The organism is Pseudomonas sp. PA15(2017), assembly GCF_001945395.1.
Lineage (GTDB): Bacteria > Pseudomonadota > Gammaproteobacteria > Pseudomonadales > Pseudomonadaceae > Aquipseudomonas.
Genome location: NZ_MSXV01000053.1, coordinates 88,045 through 108,231, shown reverse-complemented (window position 1 = coordinate 108,231; position 20,187 = coordinate 88,045). Strand labels below are relative to the sequence as shown.

Sequence of the window (20,187 nt, the reverse complement as noted above, 5' to 3'; positions counted from 1 at the left end):
TGGTTTCTCGCCATGCCGATAGCAAGGAAATGACTGTTCGGTCACGGTAATTTCTTGCCCGCTAGCTGCGTCTTCAGCAACGACTTTTGCAGACCCTTGGCGCATAAAAGGTCGCAGAGGGGATGGTTTTAGTTATTGTCGTACGATAACGTATCTCTACAGCCAGCGGCTGCCTCTTTCCACATGCGCTACAGGTGTTCGAAGAATGACCCCACAAGAATTAAAATCCGTCCTCTCCTCCGGTCTGCTGTCTTTCCCGCTGACCGATTTCGATGCCCAAGGCGAATTCAATCCTGAAGGCTACGTGCGCCGCCTCGAGTGGCTGGCCCCGTACGGCGCCACCGCACTGTTCGCCGCCGGCGGCACCGGTGAGTTCTTCTCCCTGGCCGCTGACGAGTATTCGTCGGTGATCAAGACCGCCGTCGACACCTGCGCGGGCAGCGTGCCGATTCTCGCCGGTGTCGGTGGCTCCACCCGCCAAGCCATCCAGTACGCACAGGAAGCCGAGCGCCTGGGCGCCAAGGGTCTGCTGCTGCTGCCGCACTACCTGACCGAAGCGTCCCAGGAAGGCGTTGCCGCTCACGTCGAGCAGGTGTGCAAATCGGTGAAGATCGGTGTGGTGGTCTACAACCGTAACGTCTGCCGCCTGAACGCCGATCTGCTCGAGCAACTGGCCGAGCGTTGCCCGAACCTGATCGGCTACAAGGACGGCCTGGGCGACATCGAGCTGATGGTTTCCATCCGTCGTCGTCTGGGTGATCGCTTCAGCTACCTGGGCGGCCTGCCGACCGCCGAAGTCTACGCTGCGGCCTACAAGGCTCTGGGCGTGCCTGTCTATTCCTCGGCGGTGTTCAACTTCATCCCGAAAACCGCGATGGACTTCTACCACGCCATTGCCAAGGATGATCACGCCACCGTCGCCAAGATCATCGACGACTTCTTCCTGCCGTACCTGGACATCCGTAACCGCAAGGCGGGCTACGCGGTGAGCATCGTCAAGGCGGGCGCCAAAATCTCCGGCTACGACGCCGGCCCGGTCCGCGCCCCGCTGACCGACCTGCTGCCGGACGAGTACGAGAAGCTGGCCGCGCTGATCAAGAAGCAGGGCGCTCAGTAAGCTTCACCTTCGAGCGGCAATACGGAAAGCCCAGGCCTCGTGCCTGGGCTTTTGCGTTTTGGGGTGGCTGTTGCAAGGCAGCAGCCATTGATGCAGTACCTGTGGGAGCGGGCGGGGACGCCCAGTCCATGCCCGCGATTTTTCGCGCGCATGGCGCGCTCCTACAGTGGATCGGTGAACGATCGCTACCGCCACTTGGCGGCCAAAATCGGCGAACCTGAGCCGAAAGATTATGAACAGGTTTCTAGCGCCTGTGCAAAGTCTTGCATGCGCATAAAGCGGCAATCACGAGGCAGAAGCGGACATCGTTGTTTTACCTGTGGGAGCGGGCCATGCCCGCAAAAAAATCACGGGCATGGCCCGTTCCCACAATGGATCGGCGAACGTCCGCTTGCGCCACATTGCAGCCATCGATCCGGCAATTACAGAACGCTTGCCCGCCTGCCGAGCAACAGATTTTCGCGCCCACAAAAAAGCCGCTGCACCCTTGAGGGCGCAGCGGCTTGGTGTTTCCTTGTCGCTTAGCTGCTGGTGATCACCTGCCCGTGCGGCCGGCGGATTTTCGTCCATTCCTTGTAGGCGGTCAGGATCACCACGATCACGGTGGCGACCAGTACCGTGCCGGAGATCGGTTCGGTGATGAAGGGCATGAAGTCGCCCTGGCTGCTCATCAGGCCACGGCGCAGGTTGGTCTCGATGATCGGGCCGAGAATGAAGCCCAGCAGCAGTGGGGTGATCGGCAGCGAGGCCTTTTTCATCAGCCAGCCGAGGACGCCGAACACCAGCATGCAGCCGACGTCGAACAGGCGGTTGTTGATGCCGTAGGCACCGATCACGCAGAGCAGCATGATGATCGGCAGGAGGATGTGCTTGGGCACCGACAGGATGTGCACGAAGCCGCGCATCAGGCCGAACAGGGCGATGATCATCGCCAGGTTGGAGACCACCAGCGCCGCGAAGATGCCGTACACCAGCAGGCTCTGGGTTTCGAACAGCATGGGGCCAGGGGTGATGCCGTGGATCATGAAGCCGGCCAGCAGGATCACCGAGGTGTTGTCGCCGGGAATGCCCAGGGTCAGCAGCGGCACCATGCCGCCGCCGGTGGAGGCGTTGCCCGAGGATTCGCTGGCGATCACGCCGTCACTGACGCCGGTGCCGAACTTTTCCGGGTGCTTGGAGCGCTTCTTCGCCGCGCCGTAGGCGAGGATGTTGCACACCGCGGCGCCCAGGCCCGGCAGTACGCCGATGCCGGTGCCGATCAGCGAGGAGCGCAGCCAGTTGGGAAAGTGGGCGATGGTGGCCTTCACCGAAAAGCCCAGGTTGCTCAACTTGTAGCTGAGTACCTTTAGCTTCTTCTGCGGTTTGCGTGATTCGGCTTCTTCGAGGATCTGCGACACCGCGAACAAGCCGATGAGTGCCGGCAGCAGGGTGATGCCGGCGTCCAGCTCGTGCCAGTCGAAGGTGAAACGTGGAAATGCGGTGATCGGCGCCATGCCGACGAAGGAGACGGTCAGGCCGATACCTGCCGCCGCCATGCCCCGCGCCAGGGAGCCGCCACTCAGGCCGGCGACCAGGGTCAGGGAGAACAGCGCCACGGCGAAATATTCGTAGGGGCCGAACTTGAGCGCGACTTCGGCCAGGATCGGCGACACCGCAAACAACACCAGCAGGCTGAACACACCGCCCAGGAACGACGAGATGATCGCCACCGACAGCGCCTTGCCGGCTTCACCGCGCACCGCCATGGGATAGCCATCGAAGGTCGTCGCCACCGAAGCCGGGGTGCCGGGAATGTTCAGCAGGATGGACGGAATCAGCCCGCCCGATGTGCCGCCGATATACAGGCCCATGAGCAGCGACAGGCCGTCTACCGGGCTCATGGCGAAGGTTACCGGCAGGAACAGGGCCACGCCCATGGTCACCGTCAGACCGGGAATGGCGCCGATGATGATGCCCAGCACCGTGCCGCCGATGATCAGAAACAGGGTCTGGAAATTGAGAATCGACAGAATGCCTTCGATTAACATGATGAAGCTCCTCTCAGCGCGCTAGCCCAACAGCCCGGCGGGCAGGCTGATGTCGAACACATTGACGAACAGGTAATAGGCGGCGATGGCCGTGAGCACGGCGCAGAGGCCGAACAGCCCGTAGCGGCGGTTACCGTCCTTGGTCAGCACGATCATCTGGGCGAAGGCGTAGAGCACCGACGACAGCAGAAAGCCCAGCGGGTCGAGCAACGCCAGGTAGATGAACATCAGCACGATGCTCAGCAGCACCGCCGGCAGGCCGCCAAACACACCCGGCTCTGCGGCGTCGGCCTTGAGCGGCTCGCGGTTGCGGCCACCAGTGCGCCAGGTGGACGCGGCGATCACCAGGCCGACGATGAACAGCAGCAGGGCGGTCAGGCGCGGCATGAACGAGGCGCCCACGCCAATGGCGGCGAAGTCCTTGAGGTTGGCGGAGGCGACGAACATCGCTACGGCGCCGAGCATCACTGCCGAGCCAGTGACCAGGTCGCGGTAATCACGAAGGGTAAATTGAGGCATGCAGACTCTCCCGCGCCGCTCAGCAACGCCGCGCGGCGGATGGAAATAGGCGAGGGCGCCGCCTGGCGACGCCATGGTTGCCGAGCAGGCAGGCCTACTGGCCGCGCAGCAGGCTCTGGTACTGCTGCAGGGTTTGTTGCTGGGCCTTGGCGAACGCGGCACCTTCTTCGGGGCCGAGGTAGGTCGGGGTCACCAGCATCTTTCTGGCTTCTGCCTGGTACTCGGGGTTGTCGACCACCCGCTTGACCGCTGCGGAGAACTTCTCGACCACATCGGGCGGTGTTTGCTTGGGCATGGCGAAGAAGAAGAACTTGCTGAAGCTGGCCGGGAAGCCTTGTTCGGCGGTGGTCGGCTCGTCGGCGATCAATGGGTTGCGCTCATCGGCGAGCAGCCCGAGGCTGACGAAGCTGCCCGCCTTCAGGTAGTCGCGCACCAGGTTGTACTGGACGTTGACCAGGTCCACGCGGCCGCCGCGCAGGGCGACAATCTTCGCGGTGTTGCCGCCCACGTCGATCAGATTCATCTTCACGCCCAGTTCCTCTTCCAGCGCCACGCCCACCAGGTGCGGGTAGCCGCCGGTGAGCATGCCGAAGCGGGTTTTGCCGGGGTTGGCTTTGGCGTAGTCGACGAAGGATTTCATGTCTTTATAGGGCGCATCCTTGCCGGTCACCAGAATGGTGGTGTCGTCTTCCATGGCCACGGCGACCATCTGAAAATCGTCGATATCGATGTCCGACAGGCCGGCCAGCTTCGGCACCATGGCTTCGCCGTGGAAGAACAGCGCGGTGTAACCATCGGGCTTGGCCGACATCACGCGGCGCATGCCGATGGTGCCGCCGCCACCATCGACGTTCACCGCTACCAGCGGTTTGCCCAGCTCCTTTTCCAGGTAGCGGTTGAAGACCCGGGCGTTGACGTCGGTGTCTCCGCCTGGGGCGATGGGCAGTACCATCTGAATGGCCTTGTTCGGGTAGCTGTCATCAGCTTGGACGTGAGTGGCAGCGGCGCTCATGCAAAGCGCGGCGACCAGGCCGAGTGCGGTGCGTAGGGAGGTTTGTGGCATGCAGTGATTCCTTCTCTTGTTGTTGTGCATGATGGAGTTCGGCGCGCAATGAGCTGCCGATTTCGACGCAGCCGGTCAGGGCCGCGTCGGTGCGGGATATCGCGACGAAGAAGGGCGCAGGCTCAGCCGTATGCTGGCGGCGACCTGGCGCAGAGCGCTGGGCTGAACGAGGCGGGCATCCGCAAATGCGTCGCGCCTGCGGGAGAGGGCCGTGGCCGGATGGGGCGGGTAGTGGGTGTCGTCATGTAGCGCACCTTTGTCATTGTTCGAATGTCGACGCCTTTCCAGTGATGTCATCGTACGACTTGGCTGCCAGCCATTCGAGGCAGATTCCTATCCGCGGCAATCTCTCCGGCAGGCTGGAAAGCGAATTTTCTTCAATCTAAAGCATGGAATTAGCCCTGTAATTGGAGAATTATTGAGGTTTTGGCTAATTTTTGGACAATTCGGGGCTTTGTACCCCGAGCCAGCCGCTGGCATCGGTCACGAAGAAAAATACCTCGAGATGCTTGGATTTTTTATAGTTGTACGATAACGTATGACTTCAGTTGCCGATAACGGCCTCCATGTCCTCATCCAAGGGTGTAAGAAGAATGACTCCACAAGAACTAAAAACCGTCCTCTCCTCCGGCCTTCTGTCGTTCCCGCTGACCGACTTCGACGCTGCCGGTGAATTCAACCCGGCAGGTTACGTCCGTCGCCTCGAGTGGCTGGCCCCGTACGGCGCCACCGCACTGTTCGCCGCCGGCGGCACCGGTGAGTTCTTCTCCCTGGCCGCTGACGAGTATTCGTCGGTGATCAAGACCGCCGTCGACACCTGCGCGGGCAGCGTGCCGATTCTGGCTGGCGTCGGTGGCTCCACCCGCCAGGCCATCCAGTACGCACAGGAAGCCGAGCGCCTGGGCGCCAAGGGTCTGCTGCTGCTGCCGCACTACCTGACCGAAGCGTCCCAGGAAGGTGTCGCGGCTCACGTCGAGCAGGTGTGCAAATCGGTGAAGATCGGTGTGGTGGTCTACAACCGCAACGTTTGCCGTCTGAACGCCGATCTGCTTGAGCAACTGGCCGAGCGTTGCCCGAACCTGATCGGCTACAAGGACGGCCTGGGCGATATCGAGCTGATGGTGTCCATCCGCCGCCGTCTGGGCGAGCGCCTGACCTACCTGGGTGGCCTGCCGACCGCCGAAGTCTACGCCGCGGCCTACAAGGCCCTGGGCGTACCGGTCTACTCGTCGGCGGTGTTCAACTTCATCCCGAAAACCGCGATGGACTTCTACCACGCCATTGCCCGCGAAGATCACGCCACCGTCGCCAAGATCATCGACGACTTCTTCCTGCCGTACCTGGACATCCGTAACCGTAAATCCGGCTACGCGGTGAGCATCGTCAAGGCGGGCGCCAAGATCGCCGGCTACGACGCCGGCCCGGTTCGCGCACCACTGACCGAGCTGCTGCCAGGCGAGTACGAGCAACTGGCCGCGCTGATCAAGAAGCAAGGCGCCCAGTAAACGCTTCGCCTTCTCAAGGCATTCAGAAAGCCCGGGCCTCGCGCCTGGGCTTTTTCGTCTGTCGGGCAACACGCGATTACAGCTGTGTCTCCAGTTACCGCCCGGCCGGCTGGTAAGATGCGTGATCCTTCACGCAGCCAGCGGCCCGTCATGGCAAAGAAATCTCGCGCTTCATCTTCTTCCACGCCTGCGAACAAGGGCGCGAGCGTGACGCTGATCGACGTGGCCAAGGTGGCCGGCGTTTCGCCGATTACCGTGTCCCGCGCCCTGCACCGGCCCGACGTGGTCAGCGAAAGTGCCCGCAAGAAGGTGCTCGAAGCCGTGCGGGTGACCGGCTACGTGCCGAACATGCTGGCTGGCGGCCTGGCCTCGAACAAGAGTCGTTTGGTAGCCATTTTTGTGCCGACCATTGCCCACTCGATCTTCGCCGAAACCGTGCAATCGCTGATGGATCACCTGACCACCGCGGGCTACCAGACCATGATCGGCCTGACCGGCTACTCGGCCGAGCAGGAAGAGCGGCTGCTTGGCGCGGTGCTCGGTCGGCGCCCCGATGGCATCGTGCTGACCGGCACCCTGCACACCGAGGAAAGCCGGCTGCGTTTGCAGGCGGCGGGCATTCCGGTGGTCGAAGCCTGGGACCTGGGCGCATCGCCCATCGACATGCAGGTAGGGTTCTCCCACGAGAAGGTCGGCCAGGCGATTGCCGATCATCTGCATGGCAAGGGCTATCGCCGCTTCGCCATCGTTTCGGTCGATGACTCCCGGGCGCTCAAGCGTGGCAGTAGCGTGATCGACCAGCTCAAGGCGCTGGGCATCGACGAGGTGCCCATGGCGGTGCTTGCCGCGCCAGCCACCCTGCAGAGCGGCAGGGAAGGGCTGCGCCAATTGCTTGCCGACGGTCACGCGCCGCAGGTGATCGTCTGCAGTTCGGACACCGTGGCCCAGGGCATCCTGGCAGAGGCAGCGAGCCGGGGTATCGAGGTGCCCGGTCAACTGGCCGTCATGGGCTTCGGGGATCTGTCCAGCGCCGCCCATCTCCATCCTGCGTTGTCGACGGTAAGCATCGATGGTCGGCGCATGGGCAAGCACGTCGCCAGTGCTCTGCTGCAGCGTTTTCGCGACGGTGACGAGCAGCAGCCGGTGCGTCTGGACACCGGCTTCACGCTGATCGACCGCGAAACCACCTGACCCGAACCGGCCTCTCATCAGACAACTGACAACTCAACAAGAAATTGCTTGAATGATTGCGCAATCATAGTAAAGTCGGCCGTGTAGCGAACTGCGTAGTGCCACATCGAATGCTGCATTGATTGCGCAATCATCAATTGCCGATCTGTCAGCCAGGCGCCGTCAGCCAATAAGGATAATAAAACCGTGAAAAACAGTATCCGCACGTCCTCTCCATGCCCCAACACGGGCAGTTTCCGTTCGTCCCTGTCTGCGTCCAACGCCTCGAGACCCTATCCGGGTGTCGCGACGGCTCCTGCCACGAGCTAGCCGGCCAGATACCACTCCGTTTTCAGACTTCACGACCCCGCCCCTGGGCGGCTGGCGTGTCCGCACGCGCCTGTCAGCAATAAAAATAACATTGAGGTGAGATCTCCATGGGAGACAAAAAGAAAACCCACGTCCGTTACCTGATACTGCTGATGCTGTTTCTGGTAACCACCATCAACTACGCCGACCGCGCCACCATTTCCATCGCAGGCTCCAGCATGCAAAAGGATCTGGGTATCGATGCGGTAACCCTCGGCTACATCTTTTCCGCCTTCGGCTGGGCCTACGTGATCGGGCAGATCCCGGGTGGCTGGCTGCTCGACCGCTTCGGCTCCAAGCGCGTGTATGCCGCGGGCATCTTCATCTGGTCGCTGTTCACCCTGCTGCAGGGCTTCGTCGGCATGATGCCGGTGGCCTGGGCCGTGGTGACCCTGTTCGTGCTGCGCTTCATGGTCGGCTTCGCCGAAGCGCCGTCGTTCCCGGGTAATGCCCGTATCGTCGCGGCCTGGTTCCCGACGGGCGAGCGTGGTACCGCCTCGGCGATCTTCAACTCGGCGCAGTATTTCGCCACCGCGCTGTTCGCGCCGCTGATGGGCTGGATCGTCTACTCATTCGGCTGGGAGCACGTGTTCGTGGTCATGGGCGTGCTGGGCATTGTCTTCGCCGGCATCTGGATGAAGACCATCTACAACCCCAAGGAGCACCCGCGCATCAGTGCCGCCGAGGTCGAACACATCGCCAGCAACGGCGGCCTGGTCGACATGGATCAGACCAAGGGCAGCGGCGGGCCGAAGTGGCATTACATCACCCAATTGCTGACCAACCGCATGATGGTCGGCGTTTATCTGGGCCAGTACTGCATCAACGCCATCACCTACTTCTTCCTCACCTGGTTCCCGGTCTACCTGGTGCAGGAGCGTGGCATGACCATCCTCAAGGCCGGCTTCATCGCCTCCTTGCCGGCGATCATGGGGTTCGTCGGCGGCGTGCTCGGCGGGGTGATCTCCGACTGGCTGCTGCGCCGTGGCAACAGCCTGACCCTGGCGCGCAAGCTGCCCATCGTCTGCGGTCTGCTGCTGTCGACCAGCATGGTGCTGTGCAACTACGTGTCGGCCGAATGGATGGTGGTCGGCTTCATGACCCTGGCCTTCTTTGGCAAAGGTCTCGGCGCCCTCGGCTGGGCCGTGGTCTCGGACACCTCGCCCAAGCAGATCGCGGGCCTGTCCGGCGGCCTGTTCAACACCTTCGGCAACATCGCCTCGATCACCACGCCCATCGTCATCGGCTACATCATCAGCGCCACCGGCTCGTTCAAATGGGCGCTGGTGTACGTTGGCGCCAACGCCCTGGTCGCGGTATTCAGCTACCTGTTCATCGTCGGTCGCATTCAGCGCGTGGTGCTGAAGGATGAAAACGGCCAGGCGCTCGGCGAACAGGCTTCGCCCGCTCCGGCAACCTGACCGCTCGCGGCCTCGCCTGGCACCGGCAGGCGAGGCCATGACCGTGCTTCTACAACAAGAAAAGGATTAGCCCCATGGATCTCATTCAACATCAGGACTCCCCGCGATACATCCGCCTGCATCCCGATGACAACGTCGGCGTGGTGGTCAACGAACAGGGGGTGGCGGCCGGTGGCCGTTTCGCCGACGGCCTGGAGGCGCTGGAGGGCATTCCCCAGAGCCACAAGGTGTCGCTGGTGGCGATTGCCGAAGGCGGCAACGTGGTGCGCTACGGGGAAGTCATCGGCTATGCCCTGAATCCTATTGCTGCCGGCACCTGGGTGACCGAGGCGCTGTTGCGCATGCCCGAGCCACCGGTGCTGGACAACCTGCCCAAGGCGACCATCAAGGCTCCGACACCCGAACCGCTGGACGGCTACACTTTCGAAGGCTTCCGCAATGCCGACGGCACCGTCGGCACACGCAACATCCTTGGCGTGACCACCACGGTGCAGTGCGTGGTCGGCGTGCTCGACCACTGCGTCGAGCGCGTGCGCAAGGAAATCCTCCCCAGGTACCCGAACGTCGACGACGTGGTGCCGCTGTCGCACAGCTACGGCTGTGGCGTGGCGATCAACGCACCGGACGCCGTGGTGCCGATCCGCACGCTCTACAACATCAGCCGCAACCCTAACCTGGGCGGCCAGGCGCTGGTGATCAGCCTGGGCTGCGAGAAACTGCAGGCCAACCAGCTGATGGACGGTGACGCCCTGACTTGCGGCCAGGACGAGGAAGAGTGGCTGTTCCGCCTGCAGGATTCGGGCACCGGTTTCGCCGGCATGATCGAGCAGATCATGGGCATGATCGAAGATCGCCTGAAGGTGCTCGATCAGCGTCGCCGCGAAACCGTGCCGGCTTCCGAGCTGGTGGTGGGCATGCAGTGCGGCGGCAGCGACGCCTTCTCCGGTATCACCGCCAACCCCGCGCTGGGCGTGGCGGCCGACCTGCTGGTACGGGCCGGCGCCACCGTGATGTTCTCCGAGAACACCGAGGTGCGTGACGGTATCCATCTGCTGACCCCGCGTGCCTCGACCGTTGAGGTGGCCGATGCGCTGATCCGCGAAATGGACTGGTACGACCGCTATCTCGAGCGTGGCATGGCCGATCGCAGTGCCAACACCACGCCGGGCAACAAGAAAGGCGGCCTCAACAACATCGTCGAGAAGGCCATGGGCTCCATCGCCAAGTCCGGCAACAGCCCGATCGTCGGTGTGGTCTCGCCCGGCGAGCGGATTCGCGGCAAGGGCCTGTGGTTCTGCGCCACCCCGGCCAGCGACTTCATCTGCGGCACCCTGCAACTGGCCGCCGGCATGAACCTGCACATCTTCACCACCGGCCGCGGCACGCCCTACGGTCTGTCCATGGTGCCGGTGATCAAGGTGGCCACCCGCACCCAGCTGGCCGAGCGCTGGCCGGACCTGATCGACGTCGACGCCGGGCAGATCACCTCGGGGCGCATGTCCCTCGAGGAAATGGGCTGGCACATCTTCCAGCTCTATCTGGACATCGCCAGCGGCAAGCAGCAGACCTGGGCCGAGAAGCATCGCCTGCATAATGATCTGGTGCTGTTCAATCCCGCCCCAGTCACCTGAGAACCCGCCCCAAGTCAGCTGCGCGTCGGCCCTGCGGCGTTAAAAACAGGCTCGGAGGCCGCTTGCGGCTAACGCGCTTTAGCGCGGCTCTGAAGGAGCGAGCGGAGCGAGTCATGCTCATGTACACCAGTACAGTCGGCCGCGACCCCGGCCGCTTCCTCGCCTGTTTTTGCCTTGCAGGGCTCTAGCTCGCAAGACTTGAAGCGGGTTCTTTTCTGAAGAGATCCCGAGCCGCGGTGCGCTCGCCCGTGCCGCGGCAGGTATCATCCACACTTCGATATCCACGACAGGAGAGCTGCATGAGTCGTCCCACCGTGCTTCAGGTCGGTCGTTTTCCGCCACGTTTCAATGAGCGCCTGCAGCGCGACTATCAACTGATCCGCCTCTGGGAACAGCAGGAGTTTCTCGCCGAGCGCGGTGCCGAGATCGACATCGTCGTGACCTCCGCGCGCTACGGCTGCTCGGCCGAGCAATTGGCGCAGATGCCCAACCTCAAGGCCATCTGCAGTTTCGGCGTTGGCCATGATTCGATTGCCGTCGATGAGGCCAAGGCCCGTGGCATCGTCATCAGCACCACGCCGGACGTGCTCAACGAATGCGTGGCCGACACGGCCATTGGCCTGGTGATCGACACCGCCCGGCAGTTCGCCGCCTCCGACCAGCACGTGCGCCAGGGTAAATGGCTCAAGGGCCAGTACCCACTGACCCGCAAGGTCAGTGGCAAGAAGCTCGGCATCGTCGGCTTCGGGCGGATCGGCAAGGAAATCGCCAAGCGCGCCGCGGGCTTCGACCTGAACGTCCGCTACCACAACCGCCGGCCTGACCCGAGCACCGATTACGCTTACGAGGCCGACCTCAAGGCACTGGCAAGCTGGGCCGACTTTCTGGTACTGGCCTGCCCGGGCGGTGCGTCCACCCATCACCTGATCGACGCCGAAGTACTCGCCGCTCTGGGCGCTGACGGCATTCTGGTCAACATCTCCCGCGGTAGCGTGGTGGACGAGCAGGCGCTGGTCGCCGCGTTGCAGGCCGGCACGCTCGGCGGCGCAGGGCTGGACGTTTTCGAGGACGAGCCGCGGGTGCCCGAGACGCTGTTCGCCATGCCCAATGTGGTGCTGTTGCCCCACGTGGGCAGCGCCACCGAGGAAACCCGGCTGGCCATGGAGAACCTGGTGTTCGATAATCTCGATGCCTTTATTGAACGCGGTGAGCTGATCACCCCGCTCTGAGAACATGTTCACGATCTAGCGAGCTAGAGCCCTGCAAGGCAAAAACAGGCGAGGAAGCGGAGTGTGCTGGTGTACATGAGCATTCTGAGCCTGTTTTTAACGCCGCAGGGCCGACGCGCAGCAGATCGTGAGCATGTTCGAACCGAATAGGCGAGCCGTGCAAGCGGCTTCGCTTATACGCGCCGGGCCACAAGCCCGAACGCGGTTTCTACCCTCGAGCGACACCCGGTGCGCCACAAGCGCACCGGTTCTCTAGGCCACCGTGGCCTCACGCCTTGCAATGAAAGCCGTCATCAGCTGGTTGCCATCGAGAATATCGGTGCAGATCGCCTGGCGTGCCGTCGCGCCATCACCCTTCTGCAGGGCATGGAAAACCTCCCAGTGATGCTCGATCGCCATGCGTTCGTTGAAGTCGCCATAGGCCCGGGCGATCAGCGGCCCGGTGCGCATCCACAGGCTGTCGAGCACATCGCGCAGCAGTGGCATGCCGGCGATATCGGCCAGGGCGAAGTGAAACGCCTGGTTGAGCTTCAGTGCCGCGATCAGGTCGCCGTCGTGCACCGCCTTCAGGTTGTCGCGGATATTGCGCTCGAGCATCTGCAACTGTTCGGCGCTCACCTTGCCGGCCGCGGTTTCGGCGGCCAGGCCCTCGAGCGCCAGGCGGATGCTGCGGATTTCCGTGTACTGCTCCAGGGTCAGCACCGGCACGCGGATGTCGCGTGGGGTCTTCAGGATCAGCGCCTTTTCCTTCGCCAACTGCAGGATCGCGTCGCGTACCGGGGTGACGCTGGTGCCTAACTGCTCGGCCAGGTCGCGGATGCGCAGGCGGTCGTCCGGCTGAAAACGGCCGGTGATCAAGGCCTCGCGCAGCAAGGCATAAACGCCACTACCCAGGTAGGTGTGGCTGAGACCGTCGATGGGGTATTTCATGGTGGTGACTTCCAGGGCGCAGGCCAGGCGATTCTACCTTGCGAGGCCTCATACGTGCTGGCCACCGTTGACGTGAATTTCTGCGCCATTGACGTAAGTTGCCCCGGACGTGCAGAGAAAATACACCAGCGAGGCGACTTCCTCGGGTTTGCCAAGGCGATGCATGGGAATGTCGCGCTCGACGATCTGCTCGGTACCCGACGACAGGATCGAGGTGTCGATTTCGCCCGGCGCGATGGCGTTGACGCGCACCCCGTGGCAACCGAATTCGTGGGCCATCTCGCGGGTCAGTGCTGCCAGCCCCGCCTTGGAGGCGGCATAGGCAGAGCCGGCGAAAGGATGCACCCGTGACCCGGCGATGGAGGTGACGTTGATGATGCTGCCCTGGGCCGCCTTCAGTTCCTCGAACAGCCCGCGGGCGAGCAGGGCGGTGGAGAACAGGTTGACGTTGAATACCTGGGTCCAGGTGGCGTAGTCACTGCCCAGCACGCCCAGGCGTTCGCCCTCGCTGCCTTTGGGCGACACGCCGGCGTTGTTGACCAGTGCATCCAGCCGCCCGCCGAGCTTCTCGCGGATCAGCGGCAGGCTCTCCTGCAAGTGCTCGATGTCCGCGAGGTCCAGATGAATATGGTTGAGCTGGCCCTCGGCCCAGGGACATTCGCTGACCCAGTCATGGCGCGAGGCAGTGAAGATGCGCCAGCCCGCCGCGTTGAAGTGTTTGACCGTCGCATGGCCGATGCCGCGGCTGGCGCCGGTCAGCAGCAGGGTTTTCTGATCGCTCATGGCATTTCTCCGCAGTGGTGGGGCTTGCGCAAGCACTGTAGCTGGGCAAATCATCGCTTAGTAAAAAATATGATGCATCATAAATTTCAGGGTGCTTTAATGATTCCGCCGTGCACGCCAATAACAACAAATAGATGGCCTGGTGGACCTGCTCAGCTCCTCAGCGCCGTGCCAGTGGTTCTTGTCGGTAAAGCACCGGTGTTTCTTCCTTGAAGCTGCCCTTACCCAACCAGAGCCTCGGCCCTGCCAGGAGCAACCCTCAATGTTCAAGAAAACCGCACTACTGATCGCACTCACCTGCAGCGCCGCCACGGCGCAAGCAGCTGAAAAACTCGCCGTGGTGTCCTTTGGCGGTGACAACAAGGTGGTTCAGGAAACCGCGTTCTACAAACCCTTCGAGGCGCGCGAGAAAGTGCGCATCGAAGCCTCCGCGTACAACGGCGAGATGGCCAAGATAAAGGTCATGGCCGATACCGGGCAGGTTTCCTGGGACGTCGTTGAAGTGGAGACCCCGGAACTGATCCGTGGTTGCAGTGAAGGGCTGTTCGAGCCGCTGGACTGGGCGAAGATCGGCAAACGCGAGGATTTCATTCCCGAGGCGGTGAGCGATTGCGGCGCCGGGATCTTCATCTGGTCGACGGTACTGACCTACGACAGCAGCACGCTCAAGGGTGCTCCGGCGGGCTGGGCGGATTTCTGGGATGTGCAGAAATTCCCGGGCAAGCGCGGCCTGCGCCGTGGCGCCAAGTTCACCCTGGAATTCGCCCTGCTTGCCGATGGCGTAGCGCAGGCCGATCTGTACAAGGTACTGGGCACAGAAGAAGGCGTCGAGCGGGCGTTTCGCAAGCTCGATCAGCTCAAGCCCAACATCCAGTGGTGGGAAGCCGGCGCGCAGCCGCTGCAATGGCTGGCCGCCGGTGACGTGGTGATGACCTCGGCCTACAACGGCCGCGTGACCACGGCGCAGAAGGAAGGCCGCGACTTCGTCATGCAATGGAACGGCAGCCTTTACGACCTCGATCACTGGGCCATCGTCAAAGGCAGCCAGAACAAGGAACCGGCCGAGAAGTTCATCGCCATGGCCAGCACGCCCGAGTTGCAGAAGGTCTATGCCGAGGGTATTCCCTATGGCCCGACCAACACCCACACCATGGCGCTGATCGACCCGGCCATACAGGGCAGCCTGCCGACGGCGCCGCAGAACCTCGAGAACGCCCGCGCCATGGATATCGAGTTCTGGATCGACCATGGCGAAGACCTGGAGCAGCGTTTCAACGCCTGGGCCAGTAAGTAGCCGACAACCCAGAGCCCGGCAGTGGGAGCGGGCCATGCCCGCGAAGTCTTCGGCATGGCCCGTTTGTACTAGATGAGTTGCGGCAGCAGGCAGTAACGCGAATTGAACGATAAGCAGATTCTTGGCGGAGTGTATGGATGTGTCGCTGAATACCCAGGTTGTGCATGACCCCTTACTGCAGGCGCAGCCGGCGCAGGTCAGCGCGGTGCGCGCCGGTATCATCGCCAGCGAGTGCTTTGGCGTGCTGGGCGGCGTTCGCCCGTTGGCCGGTGAACGCGACCTGAATTTCCAGCTCGCCTGCGCGGACGGTACGTCCTATCTGCTGAAGATTTCCCATCCGCTGGAAAACCCTCAGGTGGTGGATTTCCAGAACCAGGCGCTGCTGCAGATCCAGCGTGCCGATCCCGAGCTGCCGGTGCAGCGTGTGTGTGCCGCGCGTGACGGTCGCTATCAGGCCGCGGTCGATATCGATGGCCAGACCATGCTGGTGCGTCTGCTGTCGTTCGTCGAAGGGCTGCCTTTGCATCAGGTCAGCGCGCGTAGCGCCGGATTGCGCCAGAACCTGGGCAGCGCCATGGCGCGGCTCGACAGGGCGCTGGCCGACTTCCGACATCCGGCATCTGAACACGAGCTGCTCTGGGATATGCAGCAAGCCGCCCGGCTGCGGCCGCTTTTGGCGCATATCGATGACCAGCCGTTGCGTGCGCTGGTGGTCGAGGCACTGGACGCCTTCGAGGCGCATGCCTTGCCGCGTTATCCGACCCTGCGCCGTCAGGTGATCCACAACGACCTCAACCCGCATAACGTCATCGTCGACCCCCAGCGGCCCGAGCGCGTGCTGAACATCCTCGATTTCGGCGATATGGTCGAGGCGCCGCTGATCAACGAGGTCGGCGTCGCGGCGGCCTACCAGCTTGGCCGCGGGACAGACGTGCTGGCGCCGGCCCTGGATTTCGTGGCCGCCTATCACCGCCGTAACCCGCTGCGTGACGAAGAGCTGGATATTCTTGGTGAGCTGATCGCCACGCGGCTGGTGATGACCATCGCCATCACCGCCTGGCGCGCCAGCCTGCACCCGGAAAATCGCGACTACATTCTGCGCAACGTGCCCCAGGCCAGCGCCAGCCTGCGCGGTCTGGCGGCCATCGAACCGGCGCAGGTGCGCCAACGAATCCATCAAGCCTGCCAGGGAGCCTTGCAGCCATGAGCATGATCAACGGGTTCAGCGCGGCGGATGCCGAACGGCTGAGTGAACGGGAGCGCAGCCTCATCGAGCGTCGTGACCGGCTGCTCGGCCCGGCCTACCGGTTGTTCTACGAGCGCCCGCTGCACACCGTGCGCGGCGAGGGCGTATGGCTCTACGACGCTGCGGGGCGGCGCTACCTGGATGCCTACAACAACGTGGCCTCCATCGGCCATTGCCACCCGCGGGTGGTGCAGGCGATTGCCGAGCAGGCGGCGCTGCTCAATACCCACACCCGTTATCTGCAGGAAGGCATTCTCGATTATGCCGAGCAACTGCTGGCGACCTTCCCGGCCGGGCTCGAACAAGTGATGTTCACCTGCACCGGCAGCGAGGCCAATGACCTGGCGTTGCGCATCGCTCGCCACTACACTGGCGGCACCGGAGTGATCATCACCCGTTTCGCCTACCACGGGGTGACCGGCGATATATCCGCGCTGTCTCCATCGCTCGGCGCCAGCATCCAGCTTCCCGGCCATGCCTGTACCGTGCGCGCCCCGGATGTCTATCGCCTCGGGCCAGAAGCGGGGAGGCTGTTCGCCGAAGACGTGCGCGCCGCCATCGCCGATCTGCGCGCCCACGGCATCAAGCCGGCGGCGCTGCTGATCGACGGCATCTTCGCCAGCGATGGCATCTTCGCAGGGCCCGAAGGCTGTATTGCCGAAGCGGTCGCGGTCGCCCAGGCAGAGGGGCTGCTGTACATCGCCGATGAAGTGCAGTGCGGCTTCGCTCGCACTGGTTCGCACATGTGGGGTTTCCAGCGCCATGGCGTGCAACCGGACCTGGTCAGCCTCGGCAAACCCATGGGCAACGGCCAGCCGATCGCCGGCGTGGTCGTGCGCCCCGCGGTGCTCGAACCCTTTGGTCGCAGCATGCGCTACTTCAATACCTTTGGCGGCAACCCGGTGTCCTGCGCCGCTGGCCAGGCCGTACTCGACGTGATCCGCGACGAGAGCCTGCTGCAGCGCTCGGCGCAGATCGGCGATTACCTGCTGGCCGGTATATGCCGCCTGGCCGAGCGCCACGAACTGATCGGCGATGTGCGCGGGGCGGGGATGTTCATCGGCGTCGAGCTGGTCAGTGATCGCGCCAGCAAGGCGCCGGCGGCCGAGCAGGCCAAGCGGGTGGTCAACGGCATGCGCGAGCGCGGCGTGCTGATCAGCGCGGCCGGGCCGTTGGAGAACATCCTGAAGATTCGGCCCTTGCTGGCATTTGAGCAGGCCCATGCGGATTTGCTGATCGATGCATTGGAAAAGGCCCTGCGGGCCTTGGTGTAAGCCGCTCAGGCCCGCTGAAGAAATTTGGCGGGCACCGCTTCGGTCAGCCAGACGCCGTTGTCGGCCTGGAAGAACATGAAGCCCTGTTCGTGCATGCGTAGCGCGTCGACCTCGAGGATCACCGGGCTGCCGTAACGCTTACCGACCTGCAAGGCAGTTTCTTTATCCCTAGACAGGTGTACATGATGCCGCGCCCCGGCGATCAGGCCCTGGCGTTCGATGGATTCCAGAAAGCGACTGGCGGTGCCGTGGTAGAGACGCTCGGGTGGCTGTTTCCGTACGTGCTGGAGCTGCACCTGGGAGGTCGAATGACCTTGCGCAGCGCGGATTCTGCGGCCATCGGCCGATAGGCTGAAACGCTTCTTGTCGCTGCTGGCAACCACGTCATGGATGGTTGCGAGGTCGAGTTGACGACCACTGCGGGCGGCACCCTCGATCAGCGCGTCGAGGCTGGCCCAGCCGTCGCTGTCCAACTGCAGGCCAATGGCCTGCGGTTCGTGGCGCAGTACGTAGCTGAGGAATTTGCTGGTTTCGTCGCGGCTCATCTTTCAATTACATCCATGTCATGAAATGGGGCTCAGGCGCCCGGTTTGCTGTCCAACGCCTTGCAGCTGGCGGCATAGTTCTGTTTGCAGGCGCTCTGGAACAGGCGGCGGGCCTGGTTCGGGTCGCGCTGAACGCCGTCGATGCCGCGCATATAAAGGTTGCCGAGAATATGCTGCGCCATGGGGTTGCCGCTACTGGCGGACTGGTTCAGGTACTTGAGCATGGCGGGCGGGTTGCGAAATTCCGGGTTGTCCCGACCGGTGTAGAGGTAAGCCAGACTGACGGCGGCCTCGGCGTGGCCGCGGTCGGCTGCCTGTTTCCACCAGTATTCGGCCTGTTTGAGGTCCTTCTGCGGCTTGCCGACGAAATAGAAACTGCCCAGCTTGAACTGGCTGTCCAGATCGCCACGTTGTGCCAGGGCGGTCAGGCGCTGGAAGTCACCCTCAGCGGCCTGCTGTTCAGGGGACGCCGTGCCTGTCGCGTTCTGGTTCGCAGGCGCCTGAGTTTCATCGCGGTTGGCGCAACCGGCGAGCAGGGCGAGAACGCTGGTGATCAACAATGGCGTGGTGAGTGCGGACAGTCGGGTCATGCTTGGGCTCCGGGAAGGACGGCTTGCGCCTCATGTCGAGAGCCGTCGGTGCTGCGATTATTGTCGAGGTTCGACCTGCTGGCCGGCGAACCGTTCGCCTGCAGGCGAACGAAGTTGCTTGGTTATGTGAAATTAATCGTGTATTTTTTCATGAAATAATCACCTGATAATTTCACTCCATGTTTCGGCAGTCCCCTCGGCATCTGTCCACCTACTATGCAGGCTGTTATCCCGGCCCCATCCCCGAGCGTGCTCGTCTCGAAGAGGACTTGAACTGCGACGTGGTGATCGTCGGAGGCGGCTTCAGTGGTTTGCATTGTGCTCTGCGCCTGGCCCAGGCCGGCAAGCGCGTGGTGGTACTGGAAGCCAGCCAGGTGGCCTGGGCGGCTTCGGGGCGCAACGGTGGGCAGGCGCTGCTGGGCTGGTCGTGCGATATGCCGCCGTTGGAAAAGGCCCTTGGTCTCGATGGTGCCCGCCAGCTGTGGGACAGCATGTGCTGGGCCGCCGATGAGCTTCGCGAGTTGCCGGCGCGCCATGGTTTCGAGGTGGATTACCGTATTGGCAGCCTGTGGACGGCGGTACTACCGCGCCGGGTCGGGCAGCTTCGCGAGGCGCAGCATGAGGCGCTGCACAAATGGGGCTATCACGACCTGCGGCTGATCGAGGGCGCCAAGCTGCGCGAGTGGATCGACAGCCCGCGTTACGTGGCGGCGCTGCATGACGCCAGGGGCGCTCACCTCGACCCGCTCAGGCTGGCTCAGGGATTGGCGGCTGCTATCGAGAAGGCCGGCGGCCGCATCTACGAACAGACCCGCGCTCTGGCCTGCGAAACCCTACCGGAAGGCCATCGCGTGCGCACCGCGCATGGCGACGTGTGTGGCGACGTACTGGTACTGGCCTGCAACGCCTACCTCGACGAGCTGGACGAGTCGCTATCCCGGCGTGTGCTGCCGGTCGGCTCCTATCAGGTGGCCACCCAAGCGCTCGACCCACAATTGGCGCACTCGCTGCTGCCGCACAACAGCTGCGTGATCGACAACCAGTTCGTCCCCGATTACTTCCGCCTGACCCCGGACAACCGCCTGTTGTTCGGCGGTGGCTGCACCTACCTCGGCGGCTTGCCGAAAGACGTGCCCGCGGCGACCCGCCCTTATCTGGAACGTGTATTTCCCCAGCTCGAAGGGGTGGCCATCGAGTACGGCTGGGGCGGGCATATCGACGTCACCATGAAGCGCACCCCGGATGTCGGGCGCAGCGGCCAGCGCTACTGGCTGCAAGGATTCTCCGGCCACGGTGTGCTGCCGACCCTGGCCGCGGCGCGGGCGGTGACCGATGCGATTCTTGGCAACGACCAATTGCTGGCGCTCTACCAGCGTATCGGTAATCCGCGCTTTCCCGGCGGCAGCTGGCTGGCGGCGCCGCTGGAGGCCGCAGGCAAAGCCTGGTATCGGCTGCGTGACTTTTTATGAAGGGC

Annotated in this window: 17 protein-coding genes; 10 read left to right on the top strand and 7 right to left on the bottom strand. The window is 63.2% G+C overall.

The features are described from left to right. Positions 1–205: 205 nt before the first annotated feature. Positions 206–1,117 (top strand): 5-dehydro-4-deoxyglucarate dehydratase, encoded by a 912-nt coding sequence (gene kdgD, locus BVH03_RS19220; protein WP_075962679.1) that lies wholly within the window; start codon positions 206–208, stop codon positions 1,115–1,117. 521 nt (positions 1,118–1,638) lie between these two features. Here kdgD (BVH03_RS19220) and BVH03_RS19215 read toward each other — a convergent pair. The 3 genes from BVH03_RS19215 to BVH03_RS19205 form a co-directional block, all read right to left on the bottom strand. Next, entirely contained in the window at positions 1,639–3,144 is a 1,506-nt protein-coding gene (locus tag BVH03_RS19215) for a tripartite tricarboxylate transporter permease (protein ID WP_075962678.1), read from the bottom strand. 21 nt (positions 3,145–3,165) lie between these two features. Continuing rightward, positions 3,166–3,663 carry a tripartite tricarboxylate transporter TctB family protein gene (locus BVH03_RS19210; RefSeq protein WP_075962677.1) on the bottom strand — a complete coding sequence of 166 codons (498 nt, stop codon included), beginning with the start codon at positions 3,661–3,663 and terminating at the stop codon, positions 3,166–3,168. A 94-nt stretch (positions 3,664–3,757) separates the two neighbouring features. After that, positions 3,758–4,726, bottom strand: coding sequence for a tripartite tricarboxylate transporter substrate binding protein (locus BVH03_RS19205; RefSeq protein WP_075962676.1), 969 nt, complete (start codon positions 4,724–4,726; stop codon positions 3,758–3,760). A gap of 593 nt (positions 4,727–5,319) precedes the next feature. Here BVH03_RS19205 and kdgD (BVH03_RS19200) point away from each other — a divergent pair. The 5 genes from kdgD (BVH03_RS19200) (at position 5,320) to BVH03_RS19175 (ending at position 12,051) form a co-directional block, all read left to right on the top strand. Further along, positions 5,320–6,231 carry a 5-dehydro-4-deoxyglucarate dehydratase gene (gene kdgD, locus BVH03_RS19200; protein ID WP_075962675.1) on the top strand — a complete coding sequence of 304 codons (912 nt, stop codon included), beginning with the start codon at positions 5,320–5,322 and terminating at the stop codon, positions 6,229–6,231. 150 nt (positions 6,232–6,381) lie between these two features. Beyond that, positions 6,382–7,422: a LacI family DNA-binding transcriptional regulator gene (locus BVH03_RS19195; RefSeq protein ID WP_075962674.1), complete on the top strand. Its 1,041-nt coding sequence runs from the start codon at positions 6,382–6,384 to the stop codon at positions 7,420–7,422. A gap of 416 nt (positions 7,423–7,838) precedes the next feature. After that, positions 7,839–9,191 carry an MFS transporter gene (locus BVH03_RS19185; RefSeq protein WP_075962672.1) on the top strand — a complete coding sequence of 451 codons (1,353 nt, stop codon included), beginning with the start codon at positions 7,839–7,841 and terminating at the stop codon, positions 9,189–9,191. A 74-nt stretch (positions 9,192–9,265) separates the two neighbouring features. Further along, positions 9,266–10,822: a galactarate dehydratase gene (gene garD / locus BVH03_RS19180; RefSeq protein ID WP_075962671.1), complete on the top strand. Its 1,557-nt coding sequence runs from the start codon at positions 9,266–9,268 to the stop codon at positions 10,820–10,822. Between the two features lie 299 nt (positions 10,823–11,121). Further along, a complete protein-coding gene (locus tag BVH03_RS19175; RefSeq protein ID WP_075962670.1) occupies positions 11,122–12,051 on the top strand; it encodes a 2-hydroxyacid dehydrogenase in 930 nt (309 codons plus the stop codon). Between the two features lie 252 nt (positions 12,052–12,303). Here the strand turns inward: BVH03_RS19175 and BVH03_RS19170 are convergent, their stop codons facing one another. Both BVH03_RS19170 and BVH03_RS19165 read right to left on the bottom strand, forming a co-directional pair. After that, positions 12,304–12,981, bottom strand: coding sequence for a GntR family transcriptional regulator (locus BVH03_RS19170; protein WP_075962669.1), 678 nt, complete (start codon positions 12,979–12,981; stop codon positions 12,304–12,306). Positions 12,982–13,029: 48 nt separating this feature from the next. After that, on the bottom strand, positions 13,030–13,764 hold the full coding sequence (locus tag BVH03_RS19165) for an SDR family NAD(P)-dependent oxidoreductase (protein ID WP_075962668.1): 735 nt from the start codon (positions 13,762–13,764) through the stop codon (positions 13,030–13,032). Between the two features lie 262 nt (positions 13,765–14,026). On the opposite strand from BVH03_RS19165, the gene BVH03_RS19160 reads away from it, so the two are divergent. The 3 genes from BVH03_RS19160 (at position 14,027) to BVH03_RS19150 (ending at position 17,578) form a co-directional block, all read left to right on the top strand. Continuing rightward, positions 14,027–15,058, top strand: a complete 1,032-nt coding sequence (locus BVH03_RS19160; protein ID WP_075962667.1) for an ABC transporter substrate-binding protein — start codon at positions 14,027–14,029, stop codon at positions 15,056–15,058. A gap of 139 nt (positions 15,059–15,197) precedes the next feature. After that, positions 15,198–16,265, top strand: a complete 1,068-nt coding sequence (locus BVH03_RS19155) for a phosphotransferase (RefSeq protein WP_083640120.1) — start codon at positions 15,198–15,200, stop codon at positions 16,263–16,265. After that, positions 16,262–17,578, top strand: coding sequence for an aspartate aminotransferase family protein (locus BVH03_RS19150; RefSeq protein WP_075962665.1), 1,317 nt, complete (start codon positions 16,262–16,264; stop codon positions 17,576–17,578). The genes BVH03_RS19155 and BVH03_RS19150 overlap by 4 nt, the downstream gene beginning before the upstream one ends. Before the next feature lie 5 nt (positions 17,579–17,583). Here BVH03_RS19150 and BVH03_RS19145 read toward each other — a convergent pair whose 3' ends face one another. Together BVH03_RS19145 and BVH03_RS19140 are read right to left on the bottom strand one after the other, a co-directional pair. Next, the gene (locus BVH03_RS19145) at positions 17,584–18,123 is read right to left on the bottom strand and encodes an RNA 2'-phosphotransferase (protein ID WP_075962664.1); all 540 of its coding nucleotides are present in this window, start codon (positions 18,121–18,123) and stop codon (positions 17,584–17,586) included. A gap of 32 nt (positions 18,124–18,155) precedes the next feature. Further along, positions 18,156–18,713 (bottom strand): tetratricopeptide repeat protein, encoded by a 558-nt coding sequence (locus BVH03_RS19140; protein ID WP_075962663.1) that lies wholly within the window; start codon positions 18,711–18,713, stop codon positions 18,156–18,158. Between the two features lie 179 nt (positions 18,714–18,892). Between BVH03_RS19140 and BVH03_RS19135 the strand changes: the two genes are divergently transcribed. Continuing rightward, positions 18,893–20,182, top strand: coding sequence for an FAD-binding oxidoreductase (locus BVH03_RS19135; protein ID WP_075962662.1), 1,290 nt, complete (start codon positions 18,893–18,895; stop codon positions 20,180–20,182). Positions 20,183–20,187 lie beyond the last annotated feature (5 nt).

Bases quoted from the DNA above. Each gene is read 5' to 3' on its own strand.
- kdgD (WP_075962679.1), top strand. From the start codon at position 206: ATGACCCCACAAGAATTAAAATCCGTCCTCTCCTCCGGTCTGCTGTCT.
- BVH03_RS19215 (WP_075962678.1), bottom strand. From the start codon at position 3,144: ATGTTAATCGAAGGCATTCTGTCGATTCTCAATTTCCAGACCCTGTTT.
- BVH03_RS19210 (WP_075962677.1), bottom strand. From the start codon at position 3,663: ATGCCTCAATTTACCCTTCGTGATTACCGCGACCTGGTCACTGGCTCG.
- BVH03_RS19205 (WP_075962676.1), bottom strand. From the start codon at position 4,726: ATGCCACAAACCTCCCTACGCACCGCACTCGGCCTGGTCGCCGCGCTT.
- kdgD (WP_075962675.1), top strand. From the start codon at position 5,320: ATGACTCCACAAGAACTAAAAACCGTCCTCTCCTCCGGCCTTCTGTCG.
- BVH03_RS19195 (WP_075962674.1), top strand. From the start codon at position 6,382: ATGGCAAAGAAATCTCGCGCTTCATCTTCTTCCACGCCTGCGAACAAG.
- BVH03_RS19185 (WP_075962672.1), top strand. From the start codon at position 7,839: ATGGGAGACAAAAAGAAAACCCACGTCCGTTACCTGATACTGCTGATG.
- garD (WP_075962671.1), top strand. From the start codon at position 9,266: ATGGATCTCATTCAACATCAGGACTCCCCGCGATACATCCGCCTGCAT.
- BVH03_RS19175 (WP_075962670.1), top strand. From the start codon at position 11,122: ATGAGTCGTCCCACCGTGCTTCAGGTCGGTCGTTTTCCGCCACGTTTC.
- BVH03_RS19170 (WP_075962669.1), bottom strand. From the start codon at position 12,981: ATGAAATACCCCATCGACGGTCTCAGCCACACCTACCTGGGTAGTGGC.
- BVH03_RS19165 (WP_075962668.1), bottom strand. From the start codon at position 13,764: ATGAGCGATCAGAAAACCCTGCTGCTGACCGGCGCCAGCCGCGGCATC.
- BVH03_RS19160 (WP_075962667.1), top strand. From the start codon at position 14,027: ATGTTCAAGAAAACCGCACTACTGATCGCACTCACCTGCAGCGCCGCC.
- BVH03_RS19150 (WP_075962665.1), top strand. From the start codon at position 16,262: ATGAGCATGATCAACGGGTTCAGCGCGGCGGATGCCGAACGGCTGAGT.
- BVH03_RS19145 (WP_075962664.1), bottom strand. From the start codon at position 18,123: ATGAGCCGCGACGAAACCAGCAAATTCCTCAGCTACGTACTGCGCCAC.
- BVH03_RS19140 (WP_075962663.1), bottom strand. From the start codon at position 18,713: ATGACCCGACTGTCCGCACTCACCACGCCATTGTTGATCACCAGCGTT.
- BVH03_RS19135 (WP_075962662.1), top strand. From the start codon at position 18,893: ATGTTTCGGCAGTCCCCTCGGCATCTGTCCACCTACTATGCAGGCTGT.